This is a genomic window from Pseudomonas sp. 910_23, assembly GCF_052850795.1.
The window spans coordinates 185,315-205,256 of the sequence record NZ_VXCZ01000010.1 but is presented as its reverse complement, the minus strand read 5'-3'; the positions used below and the strand labels follow the sequence as shown (position 1 = coordinate 205,256).

The window sequence follows — 19,942 nt, the reverse complement described above, 5'->3', positions numbered from 1 at the left end:
TTTCCGTCATGTCCTCTGCTGCATCTTTCCGTACAGAAAAAGACCTGCTTGGCGTACTCGAAGTACCTGCTCAAGCGTATTACGGCATCCAGACCCTGCGAGCGGTGAACAACTTCCGCCTCTCGGGCGTTCCGATTTCGCATTACCCGAAATTGGTGGTCGGCCTGGCAATGGTCAAGCAAGCAGCGGCTGACGCCAACCGCGAGTTGGGCCAGCTCAGCGAAGCCAAGCACGCTGCCATCAGCGAAGCCTGTGCCCGCCTGATCCGCGGCGATTTCCACGAAGAGTTCGTGGTGGACATGATTCAAGGCGGCGCTGGCACTTCAACCAACATGAATGCCAACGAAGTCATCGCCAACATCGCGCTGGAGGCCATGGGCCATCAGAAAGGCGAATACCAGTACCTGCACCCCAACAACGACGTGAACATGGCGCAGTCGACCAACGACGCCTACCCGACCGCGATCCGCTTGGGTCTGCTGCTGGGCCATGACGCGCTGCTGGCCAGCCTCGACAGCCTGATCCAGGCGTTCGCCGCCAAAGGCGCCGAGTTCAGCCATGTGCTGAAAATGGGCCGTACCCAATTGCAAGACGCCGTGCCGATGACCCTCGGTCAGGAATTCCGCGCCTTCGCCACCACCCTGGGTGAAGACCTGGCGCGCTTGAAGACCCTGGCGCCGGAGCTGCTCACCGAAGTGAACCTGGGCGGCACCGCCATCGGCACCGGCATCAACGCCGACCCACGCTACCAGGCCCTGGCCGTACAACGCCTGGCCACCATCAGCGGTCAGCCGCTGGTACCGGCGGCCGACCTGATCGAAGCCACCTCCGACATGGGCGCCTTCGTGCTGTTCTCCGGCATGCTCAAGCGTACCGCGGTGAAGCTGTCGAAGATCTGCAACGACTTGCGCCTGCTGTCCAGCGGCCCACGCACCGGCATCAATGAGATCAACCTGCCGGCGCGCCAGCCAGGCAGCTCGATCATGCCCGGCAAGGTCAACCCGGTGATTCCGGAAGCGGTCAACCAGGTGGCATTCCAGGTCATCGGCAACGACCTGGCCCTGACCATGGCGGCCGAAGGCGGCCAATTGCAACTGAACGTGATGGAGCCGCTGATTGCCTTCAAGATCTTCGACTCGATCCGCCTGCTGCAACGCGCCATGGACATGCTGCGCGAGCACTGCATCGTCGGCATCACCGCCAACGAAGCACGCTGCCGCGAACTGGTGGAGCACTCCATCGGCCTGGTCACCGCGCTGAACCCCTACATCGGCTATGAAAACGCCACCCGCATCGCGCGTATCGCTCTTGAAAGCGGCCGCGGCGTGCTGGAACTGGTGCGTGAAGAAGGCTTGCTCGACGACGCCATGCTCGACGACATCCTTCGCCCGGAAAACATGATCGCTCCACGCTTGGTCCCGCTGAAGGCCTAAGCGTTTGTTGCACCGCTCACCAGGCTGAGGGACTAGACACCTCTCACCTTTTGAGGGCCTGAAGGCTCGTTCTTCAGGCCCTTTTTTTTGCCTCAAGGTTGTGAAATGAAGCCCATAAAAACTCCAATATCGCCCTGCAAACCCACCTTGCTTGCCACCGCGTGGCTGAAACCTTTAATCAGCCCGTGCAGACGGATCAGTCTCGCCTAGGTATAGTGCCGCCCCTCTCGCGTCTGCGGCCATCGGTAACGAGGCCCGGGTACCACGCGAAACCGCATGAATAACAACACCCGCAAAAGGATGGGGATCGAAGCGTCGTGCACTGCCTGGTGCTGAGCGATGCGTCGGACCGTCCTGCGTTTGCCATCAGAAAAATCAGCGAGGAACACTCCATGCTCGAAGTCATCAACGACTTCCTCTCAGGGAAAGTACTGATCGTGCTCATAGTCGGGCTCGGCGGTTATTTCACGATCCGCTCGCGTTTCGTTCAATTGCGTCACTTTTTCCACATGTTCTCGGTGTTTAAAGACAGCCTCAAGAGCAGCGCCGGTCAACTCAGCTCGTTCCAGGCGCTGATGCTCAGCCTGGCCGGACGCGTGGGTGCCGGTAACATCGCGGGTGTCGGCATTGCTGTGACCCTGGGTGGTCCGGGGGCGGTGTTCTGGATGTGGGTCACCGCGCTGGTGGGCATGTCTTCGAGCTTTATCGAGTGCTCCCTCGGCCAGTTGTACAAGCGCACCGACGCTGAAGGCACCTACCGTGGTGGCCCGGCCTATTACATCCAGCACGGCCTGCAGAAGCGTTGGCTGGGGATGGTCATGGCGTTCCTGCTGCTGGTGACCTTCGGTTTTGCCTTCAACGGCCTGCAAGCCCACGCCGTGACCCACTCGCTCAATAACGCCTTTGGCCTCGACACCACTTACACCGGCCTCGCGCTGGCGGTGTTGTTGGGCCTGGTGTTCATCGGCGGGATCAAGCGTATTGCGTCGATTGCCGACCTGCTGGTACCGGTCAAGACCCTGGTGTACATCGCCGTGACCCTGTACGTGATCGTGCTGCAATTCGACCACGTACCGGCCATGCTCGCGACCATCGTCAAGAGCGCGTTCGGCCTCGACCAAGCCTTCGGTGGCCTGGTGGGCAGCGCGATCATCATGGGTGTAAAGCGCGGCGTGTTCGCCAACGAAGCAGGTCTGGGCAGTGCGCCTAACGTAGCCGCGGTGGCTTCGGTAGAGCATCCGATCGCCCAGGGCGTGGTGCAAGCGTTCAGCGTGTTCCTCGACACCTTCGTGATCTGCACCTGTACTGCGCTGCTGATCCTGCTGTCGGGTTTCTACACCCCAGGCTTTGAAGGCGACGGCATTGCCCTGACCCAGAACTCCCTGGCGGCGGTGGTCGGTGACTGGGGCCGCATGTTCATCTCGGTGGCCCTGGCGTTGTTCGTGTTCACCTCGATCATGTACAACTACTACTTGGGCGAGAGCAACCTGCGCTTTCTGGTCGGCAATAACCGCAAGGTGCTGATGGGCTATCGCGCACTGGTGCTGGTGCTGATTTTCTGGGGTTCGATCGAGAACCTGAGCACCGTGTTCGCCTTCGCCGACATCACCATGACCATGCTCGCGTTCGTCAACCTGTTCGCCCTGGCATTCCTGTTCAAGATCGCCATGCGCATCCTCAACGACTACGACAACCAGCGCGCGGCGGGCATCAAGATCCCGGTGTTCGACTCCAGCCAGTTCCCTGACCTGGACCTGGACCGCAAGGCCTGGCCGGCCAATCCGGTGAAGCCTGAAGCAGCACCCTCGGCTGAACTGAGCGCTCAAGCGCAACGTTGATCACCGCTAGATGACACGCCGCCCGGCCTTGGGCATGCTCTGGGCCCGGCGGCGTTTTTCGTTCAGGAGATTTCTCATGCAACCAGCTAACAACGTGATGGTGCTCTACACCGGCGGCACCATCGGCATGCAGGCCAGCGCCAATGGCCTGGCACCCGCTTCAGGTTTTGAGGCGCGTATGCGCGAACAGCTTGCCGACGCGCCAGTGCCCACGTGGCGGTTCCGGGAAATGTCGCCACTGATCGACAGCGCCAACATGACCCCCGCCTACTGGCAGCGCCTGCGTACCGCCGTGGTTGAAGCCGTGGACGACGGCTGCGACGCGGTGCTGATCCTGCACGGCACTGACACCCTGGCGTACAGCGCGGCGGCCATGAGTTTCCAATTGCTGGGCTTGCCCGCACCGGTGGTGTTCACCGGCTCGATGTTGCCGGCCGGCGTGCCGGACAGTGATGCCTGGGAAAATGTCAGCGGTGCTTTGGCGGCATTGGGCGAAGGCCTGGCAGCGGGTGTACACCTGTACTTCCACGGCGCGCTGATGGCGCCGACCCGTTGCGCGAAAATTCGCAGTTTCGGGCGCAATCCGTTTGCGACCTTGCAACGCCAGGGTGGCATTGCCCACGCCGAGTCCCTGCCGGCCGCGCTGGATTACCGTCAGCCCAAAGCCTTGGCGAATGTCGCCGTACTGCCGTTGGTGCCGGGTATTGATGCCGCGCAACTGGACGCTGTAATTGGCAGCGGCATCCAGGCGCTGGTGCTCGAATGCTTCGGCAGCGGGACCGGGCCAAGTGACAACCCAGCCTTCCTGGCCAGCCTTCAACGTGCGCAGGACCAGGATGTGGTGGTGGTTGCTATCACCCAATGCCATGAAGGCGGTGTGGAGCTGGACGTCTACGAGGCCGGCAGCCGCCTGCGCGATATGGGCGTACTGTCCGGGGGCGGCATGACCCGCGAGGCAGCGTTCGGCAAGCTCAACGCCCTGCTCGGTGCCGGGCTGGAGACCAGCGAAATCCGTCGCCTGGTGGAATTGGACCTGTGCGGCGAACTGAGCTGACCGGCATGTAACTTGCTCCACTTCCAGCCTCTCCTGGCTGGAAGTTCCCATGCTGCACTCCCACCTCACCACCCTCAATGCCGTGTCCTTGGTACTCAGTACCTTCGAGGCCGAAGGCTTGCCCCACGAAGCGTTGCTGGCCGGCAGCGGCATCTGCGCGGCGGACTTGAGCCGCGCCGACACGCGCATCGCCACGCACCAGGAGATGCAAGTGTGCGCCAATGCCGTGGCCCGTCAGCGCGATATCGGACTGATCGTTGGCCGGCGTATGCATGTTTCTTCCTACGGCATACTGGGCTATGCCCTGCTCACCAGTGCCACTTTCGGTGACGCTTTGCATCTGGCCCTGCGGTATCCGGCGCTGTTGGGAACACTCTTCGAACTGAGCCTGGAGGAAGACGGCGAACGTATCTGGTTCACGGCCGGCGACTACCGCGAAAACCCGGCCCTGACCGCCTTCAATGTCGAGTTGTGTCTGGGATCACTGAAGGTCATCTGTGACGACCTGCTCGGCCATCCCCTGCCCTTGCTGGGCGCTCGTTTTGAGCACGACGCGCCGGATTATCAGGCGCGCTACGCCGAGAGCTTCGACTGCCCGCTACAGTTTCAGGCTATTGCCAACGCGTTCGCCTTTGATAAACGCTGGCTTGCCCAACCGTTGCCCCTGGCCGACACGGTCACCCACCAGGCCATGGTCGAACGTTGCCGCAAACAAAACACCGAATTCACCGGGCGCGAGGCCTGGCTGGGGCGAATCCGCCAGTTGCTGGCCGCACAACTGCACGCCGCCCCTGGGCTCGATGGCCTGGCGCAGCAGATGAACTGTTCGGCGCGCACCCTGCGCCGGCACCTGCATGACCTGGGCTGCAGCTATCAGGAACTGCTCGATGAGTTGCGCTTTGAACGCGCCAAACAGTTGTTGGCTGACAACCTGTGGCCGATCCACCGAATTGCCGAGACGCTGGGGTTCAGCGAAACGGCGAGTTTCAGGCATGCCTTCGTGCGCTGGAGCGGCGTAACGCCGAGCCGATTTCGTGCATGACGCGCCAATGAGGGGCGAATTGCGGACACACACTTTGGCCATATTGATCCCCTTTTGGCCGCTCCTGACGTTCTCATAAACCGCGCCCACCGCAAGACTGCATACACCGATACAGCCTGCGGAGAACAACAAATGCTGACGATCTACTCGGACGATCACCACCTGCACCACGGCCGTTGTGAACTGATGGACGGGCAACTGATGCCCTGCTTTGAAATGCCCTCGCGTGCCGACCACGTGCTGCAACGGGTCAAGACGCGGGAACTGGGCCCCGTGCAGGCCCCGCAGGATTTTGGCCTGGCGCCGCTGCAACGCGTCCATAGCCGCGACTATCTGGATTTCTTCAAAGGCGCCTGGCAACGCTGGACCGAATACGGCCAGGACGGCGACCTGCTGCCCTACACCTGGCCCGCCCGCACGTTGCGCCGCGTGATTCCCACCAGCCTGCACGGCCAGTTGGGCTATTACAGTTTCGACGGTGGCGCGCCGATTACCGCCGGCACTTGGCAAGCGGCCTACAGCGCCGCGCAAGTCGCCCTCACAGCCCAGGCCGCCATCGCGCAAGGCGCCCACAGTGCCTTCGCGCTGTGCCGCCCGCCTGGGCATCACGCCGCCAGCGATTTGATGGGCGGTTATTGCTACCTCAACAACGCAGCCATCGCGGCCCAGGCGTTCCTTGATCAGGGCTGCAAAAAGGTCGCGATCCTCGACGTGGATTACCACCACGGCAACGGCACACAGTCGATTTTTTATGCGCGCAGCGACGTGCTGTTCACCTCGATCCACGGCCATCCGGAGGCAGAGTTTCCGTTCTTCCTCGGGTATGCAGATGAGCAGGGAGAAGGCATCGGAGAAGGTTTCAACTTCAATTACCCGCTACCCGCAGGTGCAGGCTGGGAGGCTTGGAGCGCAGCGCTTGAACAAGCCTGCACAGAGATCGAGCGCTACGCCGCCGACATCATCGTGGTGTCCCTGGGCGTGGACACCTTCAAGGACGACCCTATCTCGCAGTTCAAGCTCGACAGCCCGGACTACCTGGCCATGGGCGCGCGCATTGCCCGCCTGGGCAAGCCCACGCTGTTCGTGATGGAAGGCGGCTACGCGGTGGAGGAAATCGGCATCAACGCCGTCAACGTGCTGGAAGGTTTCGAGGAAGCAGCCCAATGAACATACTCAAGTCGCTCGCCCTGTGCGCCGTGGTTGTCAGTGGCTCAGCCCAGGCCGAAGAAAAAACCCTGAAGGTCTACAACTGGTTCGACTACATCACGCCCAAGGCGCTGGAAGACTTCAAGGCCCAGCACCCGTCGATCAAGCTGGTGTATGACATCTTCGACACCAACGAGGCCCTGGAAGCCAAGTTGCTCACCGGAAACTCCGGCTATGACGTGGTGGTGCCGTCCAATGTGTTCCTGGCCAAGCAGATCGAAGCCGGTGTGTTCCAGCCCCTGGATCGAAGCCAGTTGCCCAACTGGAAGCACCTGGACCCCAAGCTGATGAAGCTGATCGAAACCAACGACCCCGGCAATCAATATGCCGTGCCCTACATGTACGGCACCATCCTGATCGGCTTCAACCCAGCCAAGGTCAAGGCGGCCCTGGGCGACAACGCCCCCGTGGACAGCTGGGACCTGATCTTCAAGGAGGAAAACCTCAGCAAGCTCAAGCAATGCGGCGTCGCACTGCTGGACTCGCCCTCGGAAATCCTGCCCCTGGCGTTACAACACCTTGGCCTGGACCCCAACAGCGGCAATCCCAAGGACTACGACAAGGCCGAAGCGCTGATGATGACGATCCGCCCGTATATCACTTACTTTCACTCCTCCAAGTACATGGCCGACATCGCCAACGGGGATATTTGCGTGGCGGTGGGCTATTCCGGCAGTTTTTCCCAAGCCGCCAACCGTGCCAAAGACGCCAAGAATGGCGTGACCGTGGACATGCGCCTGCCCAAGGAAGGCGCGCCGATCTGGTTCGACATGCTCGCCATTCCCAAAGGCGCCAAAAACCCGAACGACGCCTACACCTTCATCAACTACCTGCTGCAACCCACAGTGATCGCACCCATCAGTGACTTCGTCGGGTACCCCAATCCAAACAGGGACGCTACCGAGTGGGTCGACCCGACCATTCGCCACAACCCCAACCTGTATCCGACCGAGACCGCCATGGCCACGCTCTACACCCTGATCCCCCTGGACAGCAAAGCCGAACGCGCCAGGACAAGGGCCTGGACCAGGATCAAATCCGGCACCTGAAGCACCTTGGTTTGACGTGTACCTTCGAATGCGCTTGTGAAGGTGGCCTATCTAAGCACCGCCTCTCTGTGTGGCCGCGCCCTAGCATGGAAATTTCTAGCCTTGACCTCAGGGCTGGTTCCACCAAACGGCCAGACAGGGAAGCCTCACCATGAACGCCCCCGCCTCAACTACCACGCCCTCGAACACACCGCGTCCGGATGCACGGATAGCGCTGCTCACCCAATTCTCTACCAGCCCTTCGTTCAGGGAGACTGCGACCCTGCTGCTGCGCGAGGCGTTACAGGAACAGTACCCGACGCTGGATATCGATCCAGACACCGTCATGCTCGCAACGCCTACATGGAATCTGGATGACGACCGGGTCAGCTCCGGCCCCATCGAATACCAGGCCCTAAGCGACGTCCTCGCCAAGCAGACAGTGCTGGCGGTGCCGATCTTGTGCATCGAGGGTGAGCACTTTCTCACGCAGCAACCGATCATCGAGCCTGCGGTACACCTGCCCGTGCGCGTGACTGAAATCGCCAAGACCATCAACCAACTGGCGCCTTCGATGCTGCGCGCCTACCAGCAACAAACGATCAACTATTGGAATCAAACCAACGGCAGCGGCCCACATTGGCACGAGCTGTCGAACCTGCTGCGCACGGTGTGGAATGTCGAGGCCGCCGATGACTGGACCGCCACCGAGTGTGCCATGGCTCGCGCCCTGTTCACTCACCCCGACAAAGCCGACAGAAAGGGCAACGACCTCTACAAGCTCAGGGCTTGCCTGGTTGATATCGACCGAGTCGACGATGAAGGGCAGGTCAAGCACGTCAATGATGTGATCATCGCGGTATTGATCGGCGAACACGAAGGCAAAACCACAGTCCTCACGCATTCGCTGCTCAAGGGTTATGAAAAGTTTCCTTCGCTGGAGCACCTGGGCCAATCCTTGCCCGCGCACCTGTCGGGCTCTGTCACGGACCCGCAAATCCAATGGCGTCTGTTTGAACCGGACGGCAATTTCTTTGATCACCAAGCCTGTGCATTGGTGTCATTGCAGATCGATACCATCGCTGAAATCGACTTCTCCGAACTGCGCAAAACCAACAACGTCGATATGGCACTGGGCACGCCACCTGCTGCTGCCCCGCCGCCTGCGCAAAGCAGCCCGGATCTGGCCTGGTACCGCGAGCAGATGCCCGACTGGCTGACAAACGCTTCACCCAGCGACTCGAATTTCTATGCTCGGCACCTCAAAGACCTCGCCGCGCTGCATAACCAGAATGCCGGTCGGTCGTTCCTGGACGACGTCCCTACTATCGAGGCATACGCGTTGAAGGTCATCAAGGCAAAGGTGATCAAGGACCACCCGGATAGCACTAACCTGCCCTTGGAGAAGATCTTCCTGCAAATAGAGAGCCCGGTCGTCTGGGGCGCTTTCGTCGTTCCGGGCCAGGTTGAGAGCAACACGTTCAGCCTGGTTGAACTGGCCCTGCAAAACCTGATTGCAGTGCCCGTCGGTAACAAAGTGGTCAAGACCAGCAATGGTTCCAACCTGCCTGAGTGGATGACCCCGGCCTATTTTGAATCGCTGGCCACCGATGCCGATATTGGCCGTACCTACCCTGCGCTGATCAAGGAAAAGCTGCTGGATGACACTCAGGAATCTGCACGCCGTAATACGCTATATAGCCAACACCTGCGTATCCAACTGCCGATGCAAGCCTTGCAAGCCAAGATCCGCCAGGAAGGCAGCATTGACGAGCGGGGCTACCGTTATGTGACCGCGGTGATGCAAGAACAGGCCACTGACAGCAAAGTGGACGGGCAAACCATCGTACTCAGGCCCTTGGCCTTCGTGCCCACCCGGCGCACGGACACCTCTGTGGACACGGTCGCCAACATGTACGTGATAGGCCCCGAAGACCCGGCGGCCGGGCCATGCCTCTTGTACCGGCCGCTGTTCACGCCAACCCTGATGCAGTTCCCGTCGCCGGCCAACCTCATCTATACGATCGCGCAATCGAGCAGCTTGTGCGAGTCGGTCTTGGCCTGGCTGCCGGATGCGGTCCGCAGCGACTATACCAACTATGTATTTCCCGGCTCGCTGCCTTCACCTTGGGCGGTCGCCGATTACCTGGTGGAGCCCGACAAGCTATGGACCATGAGCGGGCCAATGACCCTGGGCACCGAAGTACTCAACGGTGATCGATTCACCACAATGTTAAAGGCCAATGCCCAGGCCCTGATAGAACTGGCCAACCGCCAATCGGTGTCCAACGCCGAAAGCCGTTGGGCGACCTTTAAACACGCCGGCTGGGTGATCTTCAATGGGGTGCTGCCGTTTCTGGGGCGCACCATCGGCACGGGCGCCTGGATCTGGCAGGTGGTCGATCAGCTGCAAACCTTTGTGCAAGCCCATGACCACGACGAAAAACAAGCCGAGTGGTCGGCACTCACCGATGTCCTGTTGAACCTCGGCATGGCGATCACTTTGCACGCCGCCAGCCGCAGCCACCGTACCGGCTACCCACGCAAGACCACGCCAAAGCTGACCAAAGCGACCAGCACAAAGCAGGTCACGATCAAACAAGAGGTGACCCTGAAAGAGTTGCCGGCCACACATTTACCGCACCTGCACACCAGCGGCGCAATCAAGCGCATACCCAGCGAACTCGCAACCGTGCTCGACAGCTTCAAGGTCAGCAAACCGCAAGGCCTCGGCGCGGCGCAAACCGCAAAAAACCAGTACCAGCATCTCTTTTATCAGGCACAAAAGTACTACGCCCCTGTGAGGGAACGCTGGTTTGAGGTCAGTGCCGGCGAAGATGAAGCGGTGGTCATCATTGACCCGAAGCAGCCCGGTCGAACAGGGCCTGCGTTGATTCACAACGCTCAGGGCCAATGGTTCATCGACACTCGTCTGCGCCTGCGCGGCGCCGGTTCCAAGCAGCTGCAGGAGCAGTCAAAATCCAAAGCTGAGATCAACGCGATAGAAGCCAAAAGACGCCTGACGCTATTTGAACAAAACAAACCCACTGCGCAATTGGAGTTGCATCAGGCCCGTCTGGCAATGTCGGACACCGCGTCATCCACTTCATCCGAGGTCAGCCGCCAAACCTACTTGCAAAAACTCAAGAGCCAGAGCAGCGACTACGAAAAGGCACTGCAACAGCTCAAGATATTGAATGTGTTCTCGCCCAGCGCGGACTATCAGCAACACGCAATCCGCTACGTGAGCGCCCAACTGGAGCTGACCCGGACCGGTATCACCGAAGCGCAAGTCGCCTTCACACCTAAACTCAAAACCGTGCTCGACCAGGTCGAACATCAAATCAGCCATCCCCAGGATCGTCATATCGACGATGCCCGCATCATGACCGAATTGAGCCAGGACATGATCCAGCGCCTGAACTACAGCCAATCGCGGCTTACCCAACTCAAAGCGCTGGGTGAGCTGGGATTCGAGCAAATTCGCAATTACCGGAGTCAATTGCCAAGCTACACCGCCCGCGACCTCAGGGCCTTGCAAGTGTCGATGGCGCGCAACTTATGCCTGGACGGCAACAGCATCGCCACAGCCTCGTCAGCCTGGAGTGCCATTGACACCATCGTCGACGCCGCCAACCTGTCGATTCAGGCCTTGCATGAAACGTCGATGGAGCGTAGCCAGCCGCGCTTGGATGAACGCATCGAAACCCTTGGCAGCCTGGTGGAACAGTTCAAGATCATCGACGAACGCCTGCAGGATTTTCCGGACGAGTTTCCTGACGCAGCGCTGCCTGCACGTATCACGACCCTGCGCGAAAAAATCCGCGATTTCTACCGCGAAACCCTGGGTAGCCTGGAACTGCTGCACGCGGATCGGGACACGCTCAGAAGCCGCCCGACACCGCCTTCAACACCGCCAAGAGCAAAGAAAAAAATCATTCACACGCGCTACAACGGGGTATTGGTGGGAGTACCACGACTGACAGAGGCCGGCGATGAAACCGGCATGGTGGATGTCATCTCTCCTCTCAACCAGCAGATCATGGCGACCTTTCACGAAAAAACCCCAGGTGTGTGGGTGCAACACGTCAATCCCGTCGAGACCACCACTACCACCACTACTCTGGACGTCGCCACCAGTATCAGCCAGGCCCAGGAGCTTCTGGACGGGTTGGGGGCCTTCAAGCAGCGCACTGGCCAACAGGCGATCAAACCGGAGCGCAGCGCTACTGGCATTGAATGGCTGTACCACCAGCATGCGTTAAAACTGGAACAGGCCTCTGCAAACATTGAGCAGGCTCTGACCCAAAGCAACTCCACCGAAAGCAACGGGGGCTCTGCGGCTCTGGTCAACAAACAACTGAGCGAAGCGGCGCAGGCACTCTATCAAGAGGCGGCTCGCCAGAAACTGCAAATGATCAAGAAACGCCCACCCACCATCAGTAGCGTGGAATGGCTTAAGCAAAACAACGAGATCGTAATCAAGAGAACCGTCAAACGCCGCCGGCTCAAAGGGCCTGTCAAGGTCTACCTGGATGAGTACACCCTGAGTAACCGCAGTGATAAAACTGTGCTGTGGTATGCACACTTCCATTATTCGGCCGAATGGGTGCCCGCCAGGGCTTTTCTCAGGGGCCGCTTGAAAACCCCGCAAGAGCACGCCCGGGGAGTAGATGCCGACAGTCTTGACGGCCTCAACGAACAGCAAAAAACCGCGTTCTACCTCAGCGAAATAAACCGGGACCAGGCCCAGCGGTTGTTTTTCAAGGTGAAGTAACCTCAGTGCCGGATCGTATTCAAGCCAGCCACACCCGACGCAAGCGGGCCAGCGCCTGTGCGATGGCCGCCTCAGGCACGGCAGCGAACCCCAGCACCAGTCCGGCACGCTGGTCCGGTGGTGGGCCGGTATCTGCCAGCCAGTAGCCGCTCAAGCCGTTGATCTCGACATCCACCGCGCGGGCTTGGGCAAGCAGCGCTTGCTCACGGGCCAGACTGTCCACGCGCACCGTCAGGTGTAAGCCTGCTGCAACGCTGGGCAAGGCCCCGACGCCTGGCAGTTCGTTGGGCCAGCCGACCAACAAAGCATTGCGGCGGCTCAGGGCCGCACGGCGCATACGCCGAATATGGCGCTGGAAATGCCCCGCCGCCATGAATTCGGCCATTACGGCCTGAGTGCTGACTTCGGAATGACGCATGTCCACGGCGCGGCGCCGAGTAAAGGCCTCTACCAGACCCGGCGGCAATACCAGATAACCCAGGCGCAAAGCCGGGAATGCCACCTTGCCGAAGGTGCCGACGTACAGCACTCGGCCGTTGCGATCCAGCGCCGCCAGGGGCGACAGGGGCGCTCCGGTGTAACGGTACTCACCGTCATAGTCGTCTTCGACGATCCAACCGCCAGTACGCTCGGCCCAGGCCAGCAATTGCAGGCGTCGCGCCAGGCTCATCACCACGCCCAACGGGTACTGATGGGACGGCGTCACATAGGTCACCCGGCAATCCTTCAGGCGGTTCAAGACCTCGCAGTCAATACCATCGCCATCCACCGGCACACCCTGCAATCGGCCACCTGCCAACGCAAAGGCATGGCCTGCCGCGCGATAACCCGGGTTTTCCACCGCCACGCCATCACCTGGCTCCACCAGCAACTGTGCACAAAGGCTGATTGCCTGTTGTGCGCCACTGGTGATCACTATTTGCTCAGTCGTGCACTGCAGACCTCGCGCCGTGCGCAGGTAAGCGGCGATCAAGCCACGTAGACGTTGGTCACCGGCCGGGTCGCCGTAACACAACTGCGCCAGGTCCGGCTTGCGCCAGAACGCCCCGTTAAGCTTGGCCCACACCTCAAAAGGAAATAGATCGAAGGCCGGAACCCCCACGCGAAAAGCGCGCGGCGGCCCGCAAGGAGGCTGGACCAAATGGTTATGTTGGACCCTGTCCAGGCCACGACTGTGGATAACTTCGCTGGCCTGATCGTGCGCATTATCCAGACGGATTGTGGATAAGGCTGTGGATAAGCCTGTTGAAAACCCTGTGGATAGTTTTGTGGATAGTTTTTTTGCTGTAGGCAGCTGTGAGACGTAGGTGCCGTCTCCCACCCGGCTTTCAATAAACCCCTCGGCATACAACTGATCGTAAGCGCGCACCACGCTGTTGCGCGAGATCGACAACGCCGCCGCCATATCACGGGTGGCAGGCAAGCGCGTGCCACTGACCAGTCGCCCATCCAGCACGCGCAGGCGCAGGGCGTCGTATAGCTGGCGTGTCAGGCCCTGGCGGCGATCCAACTCGATGCCAGCAGGGTCGAACGACATCGAGGGGATGACGGGCGGCATATTGGACCTATGAAATGAGGGCTAGATGGCTCTTACAACGAGCCATTAGCCTGCCTAGGATGCAGGTATTCGCCAAGGAAAATTTTCCATGTACACACCTCGCGCCTTCGCCCTCGATGATTTGCCCCAAATCCAGCAACTGATCCAGCACACGCGCCTTGCGCAGTTGGTGACCGTGGGTGAAAACGGCCTGCAGGCCAGCCACCTGCCGTTACTGCTCAATCCCGACGAAGGACCCAACGGTACGCTTTATGGGCATCTGGCCAAGGCCAATCCGCAGTGGCGCGACCTGCAAAACGGCAGTGAAGCACTGGTCATCTTTGCTGGCGCCGAGGCGTATGTCAGCCCGGCGTTTTACCCCTCCAAGGCCGAGCACGGCAAAGTGGTGCCCACCTGGAATTACCTCGCCGTGCACGCCTACGGCAAGGCCGACGTGTTCAGCGACAGCGAGCGATTACTCAAGGTCGTCGGCGCCCTCACTGATCACCACGAACGCGGCCGCGCCCAACCTTGGGCCGTCGGCGACGCGCCGGCCGACTACATCGACGCCATGCTCAAGGCCATCGTTGGCTTTGCCCTGCCTATCGACCGCCTGGTCGGCAAACGCAAGCTCAGCCAGAACCGCAGCGCAGCCGATATGGCCGGCGTACGTGAAGCCCTGGCCGGCAGCGCTGATCTGCGCGACCAGAATCTCGCCCGTTTCATTCCCCAAGGAGTTGCAGAATGACCCCGATCGACATCCGCCAAGTCACCGCCGCGGACCACGCCGCCTGGCTACCGTTGTGGCTGGCCTACTTGAAGTTCTACAACACCGAACTGCCGGACGCCGTCAGCCAAAGCACCTGGCAACGCCTGATAGACGCCCGCGAGCCGACCCACTCGGCGTTGGCTTGGCAGGACGGCAAGGCGGTGGGCATGGTTAACTTCATCTATCACCGCTCCAACTGGAGCATCGAGAACTCGTGCTACCTGCAGGATCTTTTAGTGGACCCATCCCAACGCGGCACCGGCGTAGGCCGTAAGCTGATCGAGTTCGTCTACGCCACCGCCAAGGCCGATGGCTGCTGCAAAGTGCACTGGTTGACCCACGAGACCAACGCCACCGCGATCCAACTCTACGAACGCATCGCCGAACGCCCTGGTTTCATCCAATTTCGCCAAGGTCTTTAAGGAGCCCAGCATGTCCACTTCCCTCGCCGACTGGAAAGGCGTCCCGTCACCCACGGTTCAACTGCTTGAAGGGCGCTTTATCCGCCTGGAAAAACTCGATCCGGCGCGCCACGGCGATCAACTGTGGCAAGCCTTACAAGGGCCCGGTGCTGACCCGAAGCTATGGGACTATTTGCCCTACGGCCCGTTTCCCGAGCGCGGCGCCTTTGATACCTGGCTGAACAACCATGCGGCCCATAGCGATCCGTATTTTTTCAGCGTGATCGACCGCGCGACCGGTCAGGTCCAGGGCATCCTCAGCCTGATGTCCATCGTCCCAGCCCAAGGCCGCGTTGAAATCGGCCACGTCACCTTCGGCGCGCCGATGCAGCGCTCGCCAAAAAGTACCGAAGCGGTTTACCTGCTGGCCAAGTACGCGTTCGAACAGGGCTACCGCCGCCTGGAGTGGAAGTGCAACAACAGCAATGCGCGCTCCAGGTATGCGGCCGAGCGATTGGGGTTCAGTTTTGAGGGGGTGTTCCGCCAGCATATGGTGGTCAAGGGGCAGAACCGGGATACGGCGTGGTATTCGATCCTGGATTCGGAATGGCCCAAAGTGGGTGCGGGGTTTGAGGCCTGGTTGTCTGAGGCGAACCAGAGTGGTTCGGGCCAGCTGAGAACGCTGGCCGACTGCCGAATCTAGATCTCACGCACCGCCCCTCCCACACTTTAATCTGCGGTGGATCAGTTGGTCAGGCGCTGCGCCAGCACCGCAATATGCTCCGGCCCGATGCCACAGCACCCACCCAAATGGCTAGCGCCACGCGCCTGCCAATCAGCAGCCCAATGCAGGTAACCCGGCGGGTCGAGGTCGTCGCGCAACGGGTCCAGGCCATCGTTGGCCGTGGCTTCCTTGGGTTGCGGCGGGAAGGCGTTGGCGTAGGCACCGATCTGGATCGCTACGCCCAATCGCTCGAAGGTCTCCCGCGCGGCATCGATCGCCGCGCCGATCACTTCCGGCTGGCTGCAGTTGAACAACAACACCTGCACACCCAACTGCGCCGCCGCCTCGGCCGCTTCCGCTACCGGTTCGCCGGAGCGCAGGCGCGGTACGTCGTCGGTGTCTTCGTCTTTCAAGGTGAACGACAGCCAGAACGGTTTACCGTCCTGCGGCAGACCGGCATGAATCGCTCGCGCTTCAACGATTGAGCTCTGGGTTTCCGCCAGCCACAGGTCGACGTGAGGCGCCAGGCCCTGCACCAGCGGTGTCAGCAACTCGCTGACCCGCTCCGGCAGGAACAAGTCGGGCCGGTACGAGCCAAACAGCGGCGGCAAGGAGCCAGCGACACGCACCGCTTTGCCGGACGCCTGCACCGCCCGTCGCGCCAACTCACCGGCCAATGCGGCCAGCGCCTGGCCTTCGGCGGCAAAGCGCGCCTCACCAATATGAAAGGGCACCACCGCGTAGCTGTTGCTGGTAATCACGTCGGCACCGCTGTCGATATAGGCCGCGTGTACCGCCTCCACCGCTTGCGGCGCTTCGCTCAAGGCCAATGCCGACCACTCCGGCTGGCGGAACGGCGCGCCACGGCGTTGCAGTTCACGGCCCATGCCACCATCGAGAATTACTGTGCGTGCTGCGCCCATATGCTTTTTACTCATATGCTTATGAAAATAACTCACTATGAGAGTCGTTCTTATAACTATTTAATGCGTACCGTTCGGTTAATAACAACCTCTTTTTTATTCAGGTGTTCGATTTTGAAATTCAGACCGCTGTTGGCCCTGGGCCTGACGATGTTGGCTGCTTCCACCCAAGCCTTTGGCGGTGCCACGCTGGATCGTATCGAGCAGAAGAAGGAACTGGTTGGCGTGCTGATGGAAAGCTACCCGCCGTTTTCATTCCTCAACGAGCAGAACCAGCTCGACGGTTTCGATGTGGATGTGGCCAAGGCCGTGGCGCAAAAGCTTGGCGTGAAGCTGCGCCTGGAAACGCCTTCATGGGACGTCATTGCCGCTGGCCGCTGGAGCGGGCGCTATGACATTTGCATCTGCTCCATGACCCCGAGTAAGGCACGCGCCGAGGTGTTCGACTTCCCGGTTGAGTATTACGCCTCGCCCGCGGTGATCGTGGTCAACGCCAAGGATGATCGCATCCACGAAGCCAAGGACCTGAGCGGCAAGAAAGTCGGGCTCACCAGTGCCTCCAGCTACGAGAGTTACCTGAACAAGAACCTGGTCATCGAAGGCGCCGAAGACACGCAGCTGCAGTACCCGTTCGAAGAGGTGCAGATCGCCCCGTACGATACCGACAATGTGGCGTTCCAGGACCTGGGCCTGGGCGCCGGCGTGCGTCTGGACGCAATCCTCACCAACCTGGTTACCGCGCAGCCGCGCCTGACCCAGGACAAGCGCTTCAAGCTGGCCGGCGCACCGCTGTATTCGGAGCCCAACTCGGTAGCCATCGAGAAAGGCGACGCGCAGTGGGAAAGCAAAGTGCGTGAGGTCTTCGCCCAGCTCAAACAGGACGGCACCTTGAGCAAGCTGTCGCAAAAATGGATCGGCGCCGACATCAGCCAATGAGTTTTCGCATACGGCTTTACCTGACCTGGGCGGCGCTGTTCGCCCTGTTTGCCAGTTTCTTCCTGAGCTTTGACCTGAAGTTCTCGATCATTCTCGACAAGCTGCCCAACCTGGTCGGCCTGCACCTGGCGCCCAACGGTTTTCTGCAAGGTGCGGCGCTGACGCTATTCCTGTGCCTGTGCGCCATGCTTGCGTCATCGGTGCTGGGCTTTATCACCGCGCTGGGGCGCCTGTCGAAAAGCGCGGTGGCGTTTGGCATTGCCAGTTTCTACGCCTCGTTCTTTCGTGGCACGCCGCTGCTGATCCAGATCCTGCTGATTTACCTGGGCCTGCCGCAACTGGGCCTGGTGCCGGGCGCCATCGTCGCCGGGATCATCGCGTTGTCGCTGAACTATGGTGCCTACCTGAGCGAGATTTTCCGCGCCGGCATCCTCGGCGTGCCCCATGGTCAACGCGAGGCCGCGCTGGCCTTGGGTATGCGTGACAGGGAAATTTTCTGGCACGTCACCCTGCCCCAGGCCATGCGCACCATCATCCCCCCGGCCACCAACCAGTTCATCTCGATGCTCAAGGACTCGTCGCTGGTCTCGGTGATGGGGGTATGGGAAGTGATGTTCCTGGCACAGTCCTATGGCCGCTCCAGCTACCGCTACATCGAGATGCTCACCACGGCGGCAATCATTTATTGGGTACTGTCACTGGGACTGGAGCTGATCCAGGCGCGCATGGAGCGGCATTTCGGCAAGGGGTATATGCACCGCAGTTAAAGCGCAGCAACCGTTGTATAGCGCCTTGGTCGGCCAAACGCAGATGGGCTTTTTATCGCACCTGACTAAAGACAACTCCCGCAAACCAGCGGTCAATGGCCTGACAGTTATCCGCCTGCGCCCCCGCTACATTCCCGGCCTCATTCATCAGAGGTCGGTAATTCATGCCCTTTACACCGCAAAGAATCGCAGCATTTATCAGTCTTGTAATTGCCCTCAGTGTGCAACCTGCGCACGCACGAGGCGATATTGAATACAGGCCTCACCAACCCTATGATTCGCTCGACGCTGAGGGGGCCTTCAAACCTGAAGTCGATACGCCGCCAATCCCTGGGCCCTACCCCGGCTACTTCATTGGCCAAGCCTCCACCTACAATGGCGTGCAAGTGGCCAAGGTGCTGGAGCCCGCGCTGCTTGAACTGCTCAAGTCCGGCGAATTGACCTCGGAGAAGCTCAAGGAGCTGCAAAAGGTAAATGACGCACTCGCCGCACAGCCCGGCGGGATCGGCGCAGCCCTGGAGCAATTGGCCGGTAGCCAAAACGCGAATCTGCTCAGCGCCACGCACGCCGTCACCAGCCACATCAGCAGCCAATTGCTCTCGTCCCTGCGCAACCTGCCCGACGATGACAACGGTCGTTTCTGGGTACAAGGGGTGAGTAACGGCGGCCACCTCGACCAACGAAGCGGCAGCGCCGGACTGAAGCACGATAGCAAGGGTCTGATGCTGGGCGCCGACTGGGCAGTGGATAACGCCTGGCGTGTGGGTGTTATGGGGGCAAAATCGGCCAGTGACCTGAAGGCGCAACGCTTCTCCACCGAACTGGACAGCTTGCACCTGGGCGCATACGCGGTGCGTCAGGACGGCCCGCTGGCCCTGCGCTTGGGGGCGATTTACAGCAGCCATGCCGGGACCAACCGGCGCGACGTCAACCTGCTCGTTTACAAGGACTCGCTCAAGTCTCGTTACGATGCCCAAAGCCAAACGCTGTTCTCTGAGCTGGGCTATCAATTGGGCAGCCAGGACCTCCACATCGAGCCTTTCGCTGGCCTCGGCTACCAGCGTCATCACCGCGACAGTTTCAAGGAAAGTGGCGGCCTGACCGCGCTGAACGTCGGCGCGCAGACCCAGCAGAACCTTAACAGCACCGTTGGCCTGCGCTTGGCGACGGTTTACAGGTTCGATGATCAGGTCAGCCTCACGCCTCACCTCAGCGCCGGCTGGAAACACCTCTACGGCGCGGTTGACAGCCAGGTGCACCAAACCTATCGCAATGCACCCGTTGCGCTTGATGGCTTCACCATTACCGGCACGTCCCTGGACCGCAATAGCCTCGACGTAAACTTGGGCGTTGATCTTGCGTTATCCAAGCAACACACCCTGGGCCTGGCCTACAGCGGCCAAGCTGGTACCCATAGCCGCAACCAGGGTTTGAAGGGGCAATGGACGATGAGCTTTTAACCGAGCATCGTCAGACGACATCCCGACAGCGAGCCTTCTTACAATCA

Annotated in this window: 15 protein-coding genes; 13 read left to right on the top strand and 2 right to left on the bottom strand. The window is 60.5% G+C overall.

Going from position 1 to position 19,942, the window contains the following annotated elements; all coding sequences use genetic code 11:
• Positions 1-8: 8 nt before the first annotated feature.
• From aspA to FW800_RS14795, 7 genes are all read left to right on the top strand, one after another.
• Complete coding sequence (gene aspA / locus FW800_RS14825; RefSeq protein ID WP_003195657.1) at positions 9-1,433, top strand: aspartate ammonia-lyase; 1,425 nt, start codon at positions 9-11, stop codon at positions 1,431-1,433.
• 392 nt (positions 1,434-1,825) lie between these two features.
• Entirely contained in the window at positions 1,826-3,271 is a 1,446-nt protein-coding gene (locus FW800_RS14820) for an alanine/glycine:cation symporter family protein (RefSeq protein ID WP_446437883.1), read from the top strand.
• A 76-nt stretch (positions 3,272-3,347) separates the two neighbouring features.
• Complete coding sequence (locus FW800_RS14815; protein WP_446437882.1) at positions 3,348-4,325, top strand: asparaginase; 978 nt, start codon at positions 3,348-3,350, stop codon at positions 4,323-4,325.
• Between the two features lie 49 nt (positions 4,326-4,374).
• Positions 4,375-5,367, top strand: a complete 993-nt coding sequence (locus FW800_RS14810) for an AraC family transcriptional regulator (RefSeq protein ID WP_148853781.1) — start codon at positions 4,375-4,377, stop codon at positions 5,365-5,367.
• Positions 5,368-5,499: 132 nt separating this feature from the next.
• A complete protein-coding gene (locus tag FW800_RS14805; protein ID WP_446437881.1) occupies positions 5,500-6,534 on the top strand; it encodes a histone deacetylase family protein in 1,035 nt (344 codons plus the stop codon).
• Positions 6,531-7,622 (top strand): polyamine ABC transporter substrate-binding protein, encoded by a 1,092-nt coding sequence (locus FW800_RS14800; RefSeq protein WP_446437880.1) that lies wholly within the window; start codon positions 6,531-6,533, stop codon positions 7,620-7,622. The genes FW800_RS14805 and FW800_RS14800 overlap by 4 nt, the downstream gene beginning before the upstream one ends.
• Positions 7,623-7,773: 151 nt before the next feature.
• Positions 7,774-12,378, top strand: a complete 4,605-nt coding sequence (locus FW800_RS14795) for a dermonecrotic toxin domain-containing protein (RefSeq protein ID WP_446437879.1) — start codon at positions 7,774-7,776, stop codon at positions 12,376-12,378.
• 19 nt (positions 12,379-12,397) lie between these two features.
• On the opposite strand, the gene pdxR is transcribed toward FW800_RS14795, so the two are convergent.
• On the bottom strand, positions 12,398-13,936 hold the full coding sequence (pdxR, locus tag FW800_RS14790; RefSeq protein WP_446437878.1) for a MocR-like pyridoxine biosynthesis transcription factor PdxR: 1,539 nt from the start codon (positions 13,934-13,936) through the stop codon (positions 12,398-12,400).
• An 88-nt stretch (positions 13,937-14,024) separates the two neighbouring features.
• On the opposite strand from pdxR, the gene FW800_RS14785 reads away from it, so the two are divergent.
• From FW800_RS14785 to FW800_RS14775, 3 genes are read left to right on the top strand one after another with little or no spacing between them, the layout of a single operon-like run.
• On the top strand, positions 14,025-14,663 hold the full coding sequence (locus FW800_RS14785) for an FMN-binding negative transcriptional regulator (RefSeq protein WP_228309141.1): 639 nt from the start codon (positions 14,025-14,027) through the stop codon (positions 14,661-14,663).
• The gene (locus FW800_RS14780; RefSeq protein WP_032878663.1) at positions 14,660-15,106 is read left to right on the top strand and encodes a GNAT family N-acetyltransferase; all 447 of its coding nucleotides are present in this window, start codon (positions 14,660-14,662) and stop codon (positions 15,104-15,106) included. The genes FW800_RS14785 and FW800_RS14780 overlap by 4 nt, the downstream gene beginning before the upstream one ends.
• Before the next feature lie 10 nt (positions 15,107-15,116).
• Complete coding sequence (locus FW800_RS14775; RefSeq protein ID WP_078822665.1) at positions 15,117-15,788, top strand: GNAT family N-acetyltransferase; 672 nt, start codon at positions 15,117-15,119, stop codon at positions 15,786-15,788.
• Positions 15,789-15,829: 41 nt separating this feature from the next.
• On the opposite strand, the gene FW800_RS14770 is transcribed toward FW800_RS14775, so the two are convergent.
• Complete coding sequence (locus tag FW800_RS14770) at positions 15,830-16,732, bottom strand: homocysteine S-methyltransferase family protein (protein ID WP_194439617.1); 903 nt, start codon at positions 16,730-16,732, stop codon at positions 15,830-15,832.
• 114 nt (positions 16,733-16,846) lie between these two features.
• Between FW800_RS14770 and FW800_RS14765 the strand changes: the two genes are divergently transcribed.
• From FW800_RS14765 to FW800_RS14755, 3 genes are all read left to right on the top strand, one after another.
• Positions 16,847-17,668 carry an ABC transporter substrate-binding protein gene (locus FW800_RS14765; RefSeq protein WP_446437877.1) on the top strand — a complete coding sequence of 274 codons (822 nt, stop codon included), beginning with the start codon at positions 16,847-16,849 and terminating at the stop codon, positions 17,666-17,668.
• On the top strand, positions 17,665-18,435 hold the full coding sequence (locus FW800_RS14760) for an amino acid ABC transporter permease (protein ID WP_032878659.1): 771 nt from the start codon (positions 17,665-17,667) through the stop codon (positions 18,433-18,435). Before FW800_RS14765 ends, FW800_RS14760 begins: the two co-directional genes overlap by 4 nt.
• Before the next feature lie 164 nt (positions 18,436-18,599).
• Positions 18,600-19,895: an autotransporter outer membrane beta-barrel domain-containing protein gene (locus FW800_RS14755; RefSeq protein WP_032878658.1), complete on the top strand. Its 1,296-nt coding sequence runs from the start codon at positions 18,600-18,602 to the stop codon at positions 19,893-19,895.
• The last annotated feature ends 47 nt before the right edge of the window (positions 19,896-19,942 follow it).

What these genes read in the sequence shown, in the direction of transcription:
- aspA (WP_003195657.1), top strand. Translation starts at nt 9, where the DNA reads ATGTCCTCTGCTGCATCTTTCCGTACAGAAAAAGACCTGCTTGGCGTA.
- FW800_RS14755 (WP_032878658.1), top strand. Translation starts at nt 18,600, where the DNA reads ATGCCCTTTACACCGCAAAGAATCGCAGCATTTATCAGTCTTGTAATT.
- FW800_RS14795 (WP_446437879.1), top strand. Translation starts at nt 7,774, where the DNA reads ATGAACGCCCCCGCCTCAACTACCACGCCCTCGAACACACCGCGTCCG.
- FW800_RS14805 (WP_446437881.1), top strand. Translation starts at nt 5,500, where the DNA reads ATGCTGACGATCTACTCGGACGATCACCACCTGCACCACGGCCGTTGT.
- FW800_RS14760 (WP_032878659.1), top strand. Translation starts at nt 17,665, where the DNA reads ATGAGTTTTCGCATACGGCTTTACCTGACCTGGGCGGCGCTGTTCGCC.
- pdxR (WP_446437878.1), bottom strand. Translation starts at nt 13,936, where the DNA reads ATGCCGCCCGTCATCCCCTCGATGTCGTTCGACCCTGCTGGCATCGAG.
- FW800_RS14820 (WP_446437883.1), top strand. Translation starts at nt 1,826, where the DNA reads ATGCTCGAAGTCATCAACGACTTCCTCTCAGGGAAAGTACTGATCGTG.
- FW800_RS14815 (WP_446437882.1), top strand. Translation starts at nt 3,348, where the DNA reads ATGCAACCAGCTAACAACGTGATGGTGCTCTACACCGGCGGCACCATC.
- FW800_RS14780 (WP_032878663.1), top strand. Translation starts at nt 14,660, where the DNA reads ATGACCCCGATCGACATCCGCCAAGTCACCGCCGCGGACCACGCCGCC.
- FW800_RS14800 (WP_446437880.1), top strand. Translation starts at nt 6,531, where the DNA reads ATGAACATACTCAAGTCGCTCGCCCTGTGCGCCGTGGTTGTCAGTGGC.
- FW800_RS14775 (WP_078822665.1), top strand. Translation starts at nt 15,117, where the DNA reads ATGTCCACTTCCCTCGCCGACTGGAAAGGCGTCCCGTCACCCACGGTT.
- FW800_RS14785 (WP_228309141.1), top strand. Translation starts at nt 14,025, where the DNA reads ATGTACACACCTCGCGCCTTCGCCCTCGATGATTTGCCCCAAATCCAG.
- FW800_RS14810 (WP_148853781.1), top strand. Translation starts at nt 4,375, where the DNA reads ATGCTGCACTCCCACCTCACCACCCTCAATGCCGTGTCCTTGGTACTC.
- FW800_RS14770 (WP_194439617.1), bottom strand. Translation starts at nt 16,732, where the DNA reads ATGGGCGCAGCACGCACAGTAATTCTCGATGGTGGCATGGGCCGTGAA.